Below are 11,893 nucleotides of genomic sequence, written 5' to 3' on the forward strand. Positions count from 1 at the left end.
TGAAAGTAACCGTCATTTCATTGAATAACAGCAAGACAGCAGTAAAGTATTACAGCTCGGATTTGCTGCTTAAGAACGAAAGGATGCGATTCATTTGAAGCAAAAAATACTATTTATTTCTGATCATGGCGATCCTTTAATTCCGCTTGGAAGTAAACAGGCAGGCGGACAGAATAATTATGTGAAACATTTAGCATTGCAGCTTGATGAGCTTGGGTATAGTGTAGATATTGTTACCCATTGGAGCAATGAACAAAAGCCGGCTGTTGAACAGCTGGGAGAGCGTAGTAAAGTGTACAGATTTGCTGGAGGTCAAAAAGGCTTTGTTGATAAGCAGCAGATGTTTGCTATACTACCTAGCATTTATGAAGAAATGAAAGAGACATTAGATTTAAGCAGCTATGACGTTGTTCATACTCATTACTGGTTATCCGGTGTACTCGCATATTATCTCCAAAAAGAATATTCTTTCTACTGGTGCCACACAAATCATTCACTTGCAATTGCAAAAGAGCAAGGTACAGGATTTATTGATCAAAAGCGCAAGCATTTTGAAAAGATAATTATGCAAAAAGCCGATGTTGTCCTCGCTACAACTCCAAACGAGAAAAAACAAATTGAAGTTTTCACAAAACATGTAAGCGAAGTATCTGTTGTGCCGGTGGGAGTATCACCGGTTTATTTAGCGGCATCAGAAGATACGAAACAATTTACATTTCCATATTATTTTTATGCGGGGCGTCTCGAAACATCAAAAGGAATTTTTGATCTTTTAAATGCATACCGACATATGTTAAAAAAGAACGATGTACCAGATAATGTGAAGCTACTTATTGCAGGGGGCTGTCCAGAATCGGTTGATTTAAATAATTTTAGTCCAAAAAGCGAAAGGCTAAAAGAAGCAATAAAAGGAATGGAAGATCGCGTGCTATTCCTCGGCCCAAAAACCGAGAAACAGTTAAAAAGTCTTTATGCAGGTGCATTAGTTACGATTATGCCATCTCATTATGAATCTTTTGGAATGGTAGCAGCAGAAGCTCAGGCATGTGGTTGTCCGGTAATTGCGACACATGTGGGTGGATTAAAAGACGTTGTTAAATCAGGCGTAACAGGATTCCATATTCCAAAAGCCAATATGCAAAAGTTAAGTGAAAGCATGGTCTATTTCTTAAAGAATTCTCAGCAAGTATTAAAAATGCGTCGTGATGCTAAGGAATATGCAAAAAGAGAATTTAACTGGACGCTTATTTCCCGCAAAGTAAAGGAGCTGTATGAACGTAAAAATGCCTACGTATCCCTACCTTAAACCTCGTATTTTAGCAACAGATTTAGATAATACAATTGTTAGTGAAAAGGTATCCCACAAAGATCTTTGGGAAACGTTAGCACTGGAAAATACATCTCTTATATATATTACAGGAAGATATAAGCAGTCCGCGATGGATTTAATTGAGCGTGAACAACTGCCAAAACCGGATATTTTAATATGCGATGTTGGCGCTTCTATTTATGTTGGTCCAAACTATGAGCTTGACGAAGATTGGGCACGCAATATTAAGCAAAATGATTTTGAACAGGTTAAAACAATAGCCACATCTATTGGAATTGCACGGCAGCCTATAAATACCCCATGGCGTCTTGCTTATTTTGCAGAGAGTAAGCAAGTTCAAATACTTAAAAAAACAGTCCAACAGCTTAATTTGGCAGTGGATATTGTGTTTAGCAGTGACAAAGACGTAGATATACTTCCTGCTAATATTAATAAAGGGTCTGCCCTCACATATATACTTAAAAAGTGCCAATATGAAGGAAAGGTTGTTGTAGCTGGTGATTCCGAAAATGATCTCAGTTTATTCAAACTCGGCTATCCAGCCATTGCAGTTGGAAATGCTTGTGACGCTATTTTAAAGCTGCCAGAATCACAGCATATCCATTTTGCTACTGAACATGCAGCAGCTGGCGTTAAGGAAGTATGGACTAAAATATACGGTCCATTACCTCAGTAGATTAAATAATAGGTGACAAGCAGTTAGAGCAGTTAGTAGTTTCTTTCATTAAAAAATTATTTTGAACTATAGGCAATTAAATAGGTCTCAATTGAATCCTTTCATACGTTAGTAAAGAAACATCAACATTATGGAAGGAGGATATAATTGGTTAATAGAAACTGGTTTGAATCATTTGATGATGAAAGCGTTCAAGCGTTCCAAGGTTTTGGGCAACAACTACCGGTCCAAACAGCTCCTACTCAATTTGGATCACCGCAAATGTCACCTACAAGACATTATGTTCAAAGAAATGTAACGAATATGGTGGTGCCACATGTTCATCCATCTCATTTAACAACGGTTAACCAACAATACATTAATAATCAGCATTATTTCCCACATACGGAATCCGTAAGACATGAATGCTATGAAACACATACAATGTGTGGAACACCATTTAGACCGGGCGGATGCGGCTGTTCAAAACGTAGAGGTTGGTAATTAAAACTTCACTCCAAAAGTAAACGTCGTATAAGACATTTAATGTTTATTGAAAAATATATAATAGCACCGTCCAAATAGAGGATAGTGCTATTATTTTCAGTTGTATAAATTCCACCATATTTTGTATATTTTATTTACTTTATAAATACATTGAAAGAAAATAACTCATATAAGGAGAAATTATTATTCCAAAAATCGCTTCAGTTAGTTCATATAAACCGCCATTCACGTTAGCTCAATCTAATATTGAGCAACTAACGAAAGAGCTTTTTCAACATAAGATTTCAAGACTAGATCGTTTATTAAAGGTTTTTGAAAATGGTGAAATAAAGACACGTAATTTCTGTGTTCCACCAGATTGGTATCGAGAAGAACATACTTTTGAAGAACGTAATGAGCTTTATATTCAGTTAGCTACAGAATATAGTGTGGAAGTAATTAAGAAATGTTTAACAAATCGATCGTTTTTAAAAGAGGATATTTCTACTGAAGATATCGATGCCATATTCTTTATTAGTAGTACAGGCATTTCTACGCCAAGTATAGAGGCGCGAGTAATGAATATCCTACCATTTTCAAATCAGCTTGTTAGAATCCCAATATGGGGATTAGGTTGTGCTGGTGGAGCATCGGGAATTAGTAGAGCGTTTGATTACTGCAAAGCTTATCCAGATGCAAAAGTGCTCGTAGTTTGTGTGGAACTATGCAGCCTCACGTTCCAAAAGGAAGACTATTCAAAAAGTAATTTAGTAGGAGCATCGTTATTTGCAGATGGTGCTGCTTGTGCTCTCGTATGTGGGGACAATGTAGAGTTTGGTCAGGATATATCAGTCCCTCATATTATTGGACGAGGCTCCAAATGGATGCCGGATTCTGAAGATGTAATGGGTTGGGATGTTAAAAATAGTGGATTACATGTAGTATTTTCCAAAAACATACCCGTGATTATTTCAAAATGGCTAGGTCCGTTTATTCATGAGTTTTTAAATAATCATGACGTTTTACCCGAGCAAATCGATAATTTTGTTGCACATCCTGGTGGAAAAAAAGTTTTGCAAGCATATGAAGAGGCACTTCAGCTCACATCAGAGCATACAAATGTTTCACGTGAAATATTACAGGCTAATGGAAACATGTCATCGCCAACGGTACTTTATGTATTAGAGGAATATATGTTAAAGAAAAATAAGCAAAACACACTGGGTCTGTTAGTAGCTCTAGGTCCCGGCTTTAGTGGAGAAGTAGTTTTATTAGAATGGAGGGAGTAAACTGTTTTTTTATTTAGTACTAGCTTTTATTATTATACAAAGATTAGTCGAACTGCTTATAGCCAAAAGAAATGAGAAATCTATGTTGGCGAAGGGGGCATATGAGGTTGGTGCTTCCCATTATCCATTCATGATTTTACTCCACGTGAGTTTCTTTGTAAGCCTTATAGTAGAGGTAATCTACTTTACAGGACAACTTACACCACATTATATTTTATTGTTCATCTTTTTGTTACTACAATTACTAAGAGTATGGTGTTTAGCGTCACTAGGTCCATTTTGGAATACAAAAATTATAATCTTACCTGGAGCCAATGTTGTTGTTAAAGGTCCCTATTCATATATTAGACATCCAAATTACTTAGTTGTCTGTTTGGAAATCGCTGTAATTCCACTCATGTTCCAAGCATATTTTACAGCAATCTGCTTTACTATTTTAAATTTGATTATTCTCTCCATCCGTATTCCTTTAGAGGAAAAAGCTTTAAAAGAAGTAACAGACTATGGTTCCCAATAAACCAAAATTTAAAAAAGCGGTAACAATCAAGAGGCTGGGACATAAGTAGAAATTTCTTTTTATAAGGGAAATACTCTTATTAAGAAATTGATATTATATGAGTTGATTGGAGTGAAGGGGCGACTCCTGGGGAAACAGCGCGACGCCTGAGACTACAGGCTCAGGCCGTGCCCCCGGAAAGCGTCCCCGTAATGGAAATCAATTCTGGCAGAAGCAGAAAAACATCTATTTTTTCTTTGAAAAAATAGATGTTTTTCGTTTTGTCCCAGGCTCATTTTTTATTTTATGTATAATTTTTTGACATCAGGGTAAATAACTTACAGATTGACTTTGTTGAAGTTCAAATCTAATACTTTATCCAACAGGAGGGGTCTTTTTGAAAGCAGTAACGTACCAAGGTGCCAAAAAAGTAGAAGTAAAAGAAGTTCCTGATGCAAAAATTGAAAAGCCAGATGACATTATTGTACGTATTACCTCTACGGCAATATGCGGATCAGATCTCCATATTTATCGTGGGGCAATCCCAACTAGAGAAGATTTTGTTATTGGACATGAACCGATGGGAATCGTGGAAGAAGTCGGACCTGATGTGACGAAAGTAAAAAAAGGAGACCGAGTTGTTATTCCTTTTAATGTTGCATGCGGTGAATGCTTCTACTGCCAAAATCAGTTGGAAAGCCAATGTGACAATGCCAATGAAAATCCAGCTATTGATTCGGGTGCCTATTTTGGCTATACAGAGCGCTACGGCAATTTCCCAGGTGGACAGGCGGAATACCTCCGTGTACCGTACGGAAACTTCATACCATTTAAAGTACCAGACAACTGTGAACTAGAAGATGAGGCATTACTGTTTATATCGGATGTATTGCCGACTGCCTATTGGAGTGTAGAGCATGCAGGAGTGAAAAAGGGCGATACAGTTATTGTATTAGGCTCAGGACCGATTGGATTAATGGTACAAAAATTTGCGTGGATGAAAGGTGCTAAACGTGTATTAGTAGTAGATCCTCTTTCATATCGTCTAGACCATGCAAAACGAATAAATAATGTTGAAATATTTAACTTTGATGATTTTGACGATGTAGGAAATCACCTTCATGAAATTACACATGGAGGAGCAGATGTAGTAATTGACTGTGTAGGGATGGACGGTAAAATGTCGCTTGTAGAGAAGGCACAGCAAAAACTGAAATTGCAAGGCGGAACATTGAGTGCGATTGATGTAGGGATAAAAGCTGTTAGAAAGTTTGGTACAATTCAGCTTACAGGTGTATATGGTTCAAAGTACAACATGTTCCCATTAGGCAATATATTTGAGCGCAATGTAACGGTGAAAATGGGTCAAGCACCTGCAATTCATTATAGTCCTATGCTGTATGAAATGGTTGCCGAAGGAAAGATTGATCCAACAGAGATTATTACGCATAAAGTGCCATTATCTGAAGCAAGTGAAGCCTATCAAAAGTTCCACGATCACGAAGATCAAAGCATTAAGTTTATATTAAAACCTTAAATAAAGAGCTCTCTAATTGATGAATCACCTAATTGTTGCTATAGCAATGATTAGGTGATTTTTATATAAAAACTATAGACGAATTGATGCTCTTTTTCATGCTTCCATAGTATGATGGGATTATGTTGGAAAAGGAGTGAATATGTTAATGAAGAAATTTTATTGGATGTTTTTTATGGCCATTTTAATGCTAGGGTTAGCTGCATGTGGTACTGAAACAACAGATAATACCGAGCAAGGAAGCGCGGAAGACTACACAGCTGCTATAACAGAAAATCCAATTGTGACAATTACGATGGAAAATGATGAGAAAATCGTTATTGAATTAGAGCCGAAAACTGCACCAAATACTGTGGCTAACTTTATTTCTCTTGTAGAAGAAGGATTTTATGATGGACTTATTTTTCATCGGGTCATTCCAGGATTTATGGTACAAGGTGGAGACCCAGACGGAACAGGTATGGGAGGCCCCGACTATTCAATTAAAGGGGAATTTTCATCAAATGGATTTGAAAATACACTGACACATGAGCGTGGTGTTTTATCAATGGCTCGTACACAACAGCCGGATTCAGCAGGTTCTCAGTTCTTTATTATGGTTGAGGCGGCAACTCATTTAGATGGCGATTATGCATCTTTTGGTAAAGTCATTGAAGGGATGGAAGTTGTCGATAAAATCGTTGCAGTTGAGCGGGATGGTAGCGATAAACCTAAAGAAAATCAAATAATGAAAACTGTAGAAGTAGATACGAAAGGCTTTGATTATCCCGAGCCAGTTGTACAAAAATAGGAAAGAAGTGACCGGTTAATTTTAGTCGGTCACTTCTTTTTAAATTTTGCGGCAGCTATTAAGTATTCAGAAGGTAATATTAATAGTTGATTGATATCATGAAATCCCTCGTTTTCTTGAAAGGCTTCTACAATTCGATAACCTATACAGTAGCCAATCCAAGGCGGTAGGTTTAAAGCAATATCTCCAAACAAATAAGCTCTATGTTCATGTAACCCCCGTATATGCAGGGCAGGGGCAAAATGGGAATTCCAATAGCTAATGGCTTCTTCCATAGAATAACGCTTCGTCCATGAACTTATAGCGTACTCCCCAAATAAGCTTTCAACTGCATGCTCCGCTAACCCTTCCATAATTACAGAATCAAGTAATGTAGGAGGTTCTGAAATGAAGCGTCGCCTACAAATGTGGTGATATTCATGCGCAAGTAAGGCATGTAGCTCCTTTATCGTAATCCTTGAAGAAATAAATAAACAAATACCGAATGGGTAGGCGACGCCATTTTTTACAAAGCCATTTTTAATGGGCAAAATAGCAATGGGTACATCCGGTCCATCCCATGCAAGCATAAGTTGTTCAAATAATCTCTCAGCGATGTGCCAAAAATCTAATGTTAAGGGCAATTCGCCATTTTGAAGAAGACCTTGTTGTAACAACTCAAATTGAACAGCCTCGGGTGGTTGCTGAGGAAAAATAGACTGTACAGAGTGATAGGCAAGTTGTTCGCGTTGATCGTTTTTTTCAAATAACATTTTTGTATCGAGAATTGGCATGATGTCCTCCTTTTTCTTTTAGTGTATGACTTAGACGATAGGCTCGTATGTGCTTAAAGCCTGAACATATAGTAGAAAAAAGTATGGAAGGGAGGTACACTGATGAATCCACAAGATGCATATAATTTATGCTGTCAATATCAAGGTAAGCGGGTGAGAATATCCGATAATTGCGGAAATACTCATGTTGGCCGGATTACAAAGGTCGACAATCGACAAGTTTGGATTATGCCTGATAATAATGGGTATGGTATAGGCTTTTGGGGCTTTGGGCCTGGTGCCGGCTTTGGCTATGGTATTGCATTAGGAGCAATTACTGGAATCGCATTAGCAGGACTATTCTTCATATAGAATGAAAAAAAGCTGTCTTGGATTAACTTCCAGACAGCTTTCTTTGAGTATTTTATTTGTTATTTGTGAAGAAAATGGCGATAGTGCCACGCCCAACATGTGCCCCAATGACAGCCCCGATTGTTGTCGTTTCAATTGCCTTAGGTTGTAGGGCATCTTGAATGGCAGCCTTTACTTCGTGCATTAATTCTTCATCATTACTATGTGAAATACCAACGACTTTATTTGTAAAGTCGCCACCGCGATCTTTCATCAGTGCAATCATTCGTTGTGTAGCTTTTTTAAATCCACGTGTTTTTTCAAGCGGGATTAGCTTACCATCTTCCATATTTAGGATCGGTTTGATGTTTAGTAACCCACCCATAAAAGCACTTGATTTCGAAACACGCCCACCTTTTGCCAAATAATTTAAATCCCCAACAGTAAACAAATGCTCCATTGAATTTGCCATAGCTTTTAGTTGATCTACCGCTTCTTCAAATCCGATACCCAATTTATTTAATCGAACTGCCTCTTTCACAACTAAACCTAAGCCGAAGGAAGCACACTTTGTATCAATAATAGCTAATTTCAAGTTAGGATAATTTTCTAGTACTTGGTTTTTTGCGAGTATAGCTGTTTGGCATGTACCTGACAACTCTGATGAGAAGGCTAAATAGATACCTTCCTCTCCTGATTTTGCTAATTGTTCAAATGTGTTTAAAAAAACTTCCAATGAAACTTGTGATGTTTTTGGTTGTTCACCTTCACTAATGGCAGCGTATACTTGGTCTGTCGAAATGCCAATAATATCATCGTACTCAACGCCTCTTACTAATACACGTAGTGGGAAAAGATGAACATCTTCCTTATCAAAAAATGATTTAGATAAGTCCGATCCACTATCTGCAAAAATTTTCATAAACATCCCCCTAATCTCATTCAAATTTAATTTTAACTTGAATTTCTGTATTGAACTATTTATATTTGTCATGTCTTGCTCATAATATTTATCCTATTTCTCTATTATATGCAAAGAATGATGATTTACATTCTTACAAAATATTCTAATAATTTATCGAAGCTTCGCAAGTATATAATAGAAGGAAAAGAACATTCTTAATAAATATAACTTAAAAATATTGAAAAAAATACTCTGTAATTGTTAGAAAATAAAAATAATTTATATTCCTCTAATACGTAAATTGCTTAAAAATGTTAAAAGTCTTCTCGCAAATGTCAACCTTTTCATATGCGTACTTACAGCAATCTGTATATATTTTAATCTTTTCGCAATTGTGTTACACTACAATAAGGTAATAACAGATCTAGAATGAATGGACCCGCCTCCTTTTTTAGATTGTCGATAGTAAATTAGAGCGCTTACATTATTCTAAAAATCTTAATATATATAAAGGGAAGGTAAAAATGAGTAACAAGCATATTAAATCAGACGTTATCTTAATTGGTGCCGGAATTATGAGTGCAACTTTAGGTACAATGCTTAAAGAATTAGCACCAGATTGGAAAATCAAAGTATTTGAGAATTTAGCAAAAGCAGGTGAGGAGAGCTCTCACGAATTAAACAATGCCGGAACTGGGCATGCAGCTTTATGTGAGCTTAACTACACAAGCGAGAAAAAAGACGGAACAATCGATATTACAAAAGCGATTAACGTTAACACACAATTCCAAGATTCACTACAATTTTGGTCGCATTTAGTTAACACAAAGCAAATCGAAAAACCAGAAAATTTCATTATGCCATTACCACATATGAGTATGGTACAAGGTGCTAACAATGTTGAGTATCTTAAAAAGCGTCATGCAGCAATGACTGCTAACCCATTATTCGAAGGTATGGAGTTCTCTGATGATCCTGAAACATTAAAACAGTGGATTCCATTAATTATGAATGAACGTAAATCAAATGAGCCAATTGCTGCAACTAAAATTGACTCTGGTACGGATGTGAACTTTGGTGCGTTAACTCGTACTTTAATCGCAAACTTACAAAAACAAGATGTAGACGTAAACTACAATCATAATGTTACTGACGTTAAACGTTTAAAAGACGGTTCTTGGGAAGTAAAAGTCCATAACAAGGAAAACGGTAAAGTAGAATACCATACGTCGAAATTTGTGTTCTTAGGAGCTGGAGGCGGTAGCTTAGAGTTACTGCAAAAGTCTGGCATTCCCGAATCAAAACATATCGGTGGGTTCCCAATTTCAGGTTTATTCCTAGTTTGTAAAAACGAAGAAATTATTAATCAACACCATGCAAAAGTATACGGTAAAGCAGCAGTAGGTGCACCACCGATGTCAGTACCTCACTTAGATACTCGTTATATCGATGGTCAAAAGTCATTATTATTCGGACCGTTTGCAGGCTTCTCTCCGAAGTTCTTAAAAACTGGTTCAAACATGGACTTATTTGCTTCAATTAAACCGCATAACTTATTTACATTACTTGCTTGTGGTGTGAAAGAAATGTCATTGAGCAAATATTTAGTTTCTCAGTTAGTTCTTTCAAAAGAAGCACGTATGGAGGAATTACGTCAATTCATTCCTACTGCTAAGTCAGAAGACTGGGAAATCAGTGTTGCAGGTCAACGTGTTCAAGTTATTAAAGACACAGACGCTGGTAAAGGTACATTACAATTTGGTACGGAAGTAGTAACTGCACACGACGGATCAATTGCAGCTTTACTAGGTGCATCTCCAGGTGCTTCTACAGCGGTATCTGTAATGTTAAAAGTAATCAAACAATGTTTCCCAGAAGAATTAAAAACTTGGGAGCCTAAGATTAAAGAGATGATTCCTTCTTACGGCGAAAACCTTGTTGAAAATACAGCACTTCTTAAAGAAATACATGAAACAACAACTAAAGCATTAGGTTTACAAAAAGCATAATTAATAATAGAGAGAACCTTTAATCAATGTCAGATTAAAGGTTCTTTTTTCATTCTCGTAAATGCGCTATAGTACAAAGATAAGGGAAGGGGAGAAACACTATGCATAAGTTGGATTATGCTTCACCGATAGGAGTTATTGAGATAGTCGGTACAGAACAATTTATTTCATCGGTATTATTTGTGGAAAGAGAAATTCAGTTTTTACAAAAGATTGACACACCTGCGCTATTACTAGATTGCTATAAAGAGTTAGATGAATATTTTAGCGGGCAACGTCTAGAGTTCTCTGTATTTTATAAACTTGAAGGTACAGCTTTTCAAATTTCCGTATGGGAAGCATTAAAAAACATACAATACGGTCAAACTGCTTCATATAAAGAAATTGCCCAGCAAATAGAAAATGTTAAAGCGGTACGTGCTGTCGGTATGACTAATAGCAGAAATAGGATATGTATTATCGTCCCTTGCCATAGAATTATAGGAGCAAATGGTAAGCTGACAGGATATGCAGGAGGTTTATGGCGTAAAGAATGGTTGCTGAATCATGAGTTAAAACATCAATATATTTTATCGTGATAAAATATATTGGTATAATAAGTAGTAAGATATGAGGTGAATTAATGAACGAGCAACAATATGATAAGTTATTAAATATTCAAACGGCAGGCTTTCAGTATGGGTTTCCAAAGTTAGCAAAATATCATCGCTATGAACCGACCCCATATAGTGGGCTTGAACAATTATTTGAAACATATGAAATGCCATTGAATGCTCGATTCCTCGATATTGGCTGTGGGAAAGGCCGTGTCCCGATTTATATATACAATCGTTTCCGTATTCCTGTCATAGGGATTGAAATGGATCAAAAATTCTTTGCAGAAGCCGAACATAATGCCGAGCAATACTTGAAAAAAATCAAAAAGAAGAAAGCACCTATTCAATTTTTGAACATCATTGCAGAAACATACGAAATTAAAAAGCAGGATAATGTTTTTTTCTTTTTCAATCCTTTTTCCATTCATGTTTTTCGCGAATTTATTAATCTCCTTTTTAAGTCATTCAAATTATATCCACGAACTATTGATATAATTTTATATTACCCTTCCCCTGACTATATGCATTTTTTACTAGAAGAAAAAATGCTGGAATGTTATTTAAATATAAAACTCCGACATGAAAAAAATGAAAATGAACGAATCGTCGTTTTTCGTCTTATGAACGAATAATGACGGTTTTTTTATAGTCTTTAAATATACAAAATTTACAGAAAAATCACACTAGACTAATAATTT

General features: G+C 36.3%; 13 protein-coding genes. 11 read left to right on the top strand and 2 right to left on the bottom strand.

Annotated features, from left to right (window positions below):
- The first annotated feature begins 94 nt into the window (after positions 1-94).
- From H9635_RS14825 to H9635_RS14855, 7 genes are all read left to right on the top strand, one after another.
- Positions 95-1,306 (top strand): glycosyltransferase, encoded by a 1,212-nt coding sequence (locus tag H9635_RS14825; RefSeq protein WP_191701095.1) that lies wholly within the window; start codon positions 95-97, stop codon positions 1,304-1,306.
- Positions 1,272-2,006: an HAD-IIB family hydrolase gene (locus H9635_RS14830; protein WP_191701096.1), complete on the top strand. Its 735-nt coding sequence runs from the start codon at positions 1,272-1,274 to the stop codon at positions 2,004-2,006. The genes H9635_RS14825 and H9635_RS14830 overlap by 35 nt, the downstream gene beginning before the upstream one ends.
- Before the next feature lie 147 nt (positions 2,007-2,153).
- Positions 2,154-2,489: a CotD family spore coat protein gene (locus H9635_RS14835; protein WP_225231330.1), complete on the top strand. Its 336-nt coding sequence runs from the start codon at positions 2,154-2,156 to the stop codon at positions 2,487-2,489.
- Positions 2,490-2,677: 188 nt separating this feature from the next.
- Positions 2,678-3,760 (top strand): type III polyketide synthase, encoded by a 1,083-nt coding sequence (locus H9635_RS14840; RefSeq protein ID WP_191701188.1) that lies wholly within the window; start codon positions 2,678-2,680, stop codon positions 3,758-3,760.
- A gap of 1 nt (position 3,761) precedes the next feature.
- A complete protein-coding gene (locus H9635_RS14845; RefSeq protein ID WP_404828877.1) occupies positions 3,762-4,277 on the top strand; it encodes an isoprenylcysteine carboxyl methyltransferase family protein in 516 nt (171 codons plus the stop codon).
- A 376-nt stretch (positions 4,278-4,653) separates the two neighbouring features.
- The gene (locus tag H9635_RS14850; RefSeq protein WP_191701098.1) at positions 4,654-5,793 is read left to right on the top strand and encodes a zinc-dependent alcohol dehydrogenase; all 1,140 of its coding nucleotides are present in this window, start codon (positions 4,654-4,656) and stop codon (positions 5,791-5,793) included.
- A 148-nt stretch (positions 5,794-5,941) separates the two neighbouring features.
- A complete protein-coding gene (locus tag H9635_RS14855) occupies positions 5,942-6,583 on the top strand; it encodes a peptidylprolyl isomerase (protein WP_191701099.1) in 642 nt (213 codons plus the stop codon).
- Positions 6,584-6,612: 29 nt separating this feature from the next.
- Here H9635_RS14855 and H9635_RS14860 read toward each other — a convergent pair whose 3' ends face one another.
- Entirely contained in the window at positions 6,613-7,356 is a 744-nt protein-coding gene (locus H9635_RS14860; RefSeq protein WP_191701100.1) for a DUF2268 domain-containing protein, read from the bottom strand.
- 102 nt (positions 7,357-7,458) lie between these two features.
- Between H9635_RS14860 and H9635_RS14865 the strand changes: the two genes are divergently transcribed.
- Positions 7,459-7,707 (top strand): hypothetical protein, encoded by a 249-nt coding sequence (locus H9635_RS14865; RefSeq protein ID WP_191701101.1) that lies wholly within the window; start codon positions 7,459-7,461, stop codon positions 7,705-7,707.
- 52 nt (positions 7,708-7,759) lie between these two features.
- Here H9635_RS14865 and H9635_RS14870 read toward each other — a convergent pair whose 3' ends face one another.
- Positions 7,760-8,608, bottom strand: a complete 849-nt coding sequence (locus H9635_RS14870) for a DegV family protein (RefSeq protein WP_191701102.1) — start codon at positions 8,606-8,608, stop codon at positions 7,760-7,762.
- 485 nt (positions 8,609-9,093) lie between these two features.
- On the opposite strand from H9635_RS14870, the gene H9635_RS14875 reads away from it, so the two are divergent.
- The 3 genes from H9635_RS14875 to H9635_RS14885 all read left to right on the top strand — a co-directional run bounded on the left by H9635_RS14875 (position 9,094) and on the right by H9635_RS14885 (position 11,827).
- Positions 9,094-10,599 (top strand): malate:quinone oxidoreductase, encoded by a 1,506-nt coding sequence (locus H9635_RS14875; protein ID WP_318245221.1) that lies wholly within the window; start codon positions 9,094-9,096, stop codon positions 10,597-10,599.
- Positions 10,600-10,700: 101 nt separating this feature from the next.
- Entirely contained in the window at positions 10,701-11,177 is a 477-nt protein-coding gene (locus H9635_RS14880; protein WP_191701104.1) for a methylated-DNA--[protein]-cysteine S-methyltransferase, read from the top strand.
- A 44-nt stretch (positions 11,178-11,221) separates the two neighbouring features.
- Positions 11,222-11,827: a class I SAM-dependent methyltransferase gene (locus H9635_RS14885; protein WP_191701105.1), complete on the top strand. Its 606-nt coding sequence runs from the start codon at positions 11,222-11,224 to the stop codon at positions 11,825-11,827.
- Positions 11,828-11,893: the final 66 nt, after the last annotated feature.

It is taken from the genome of Solibacillus faecavium (genome assembly GCF_014836905.1).
GTDB lineage: Bacteria > Bacillota > Bacilli > Bacillales_A > Planococcaceae > Solibacillus > Solibacillus faecavium.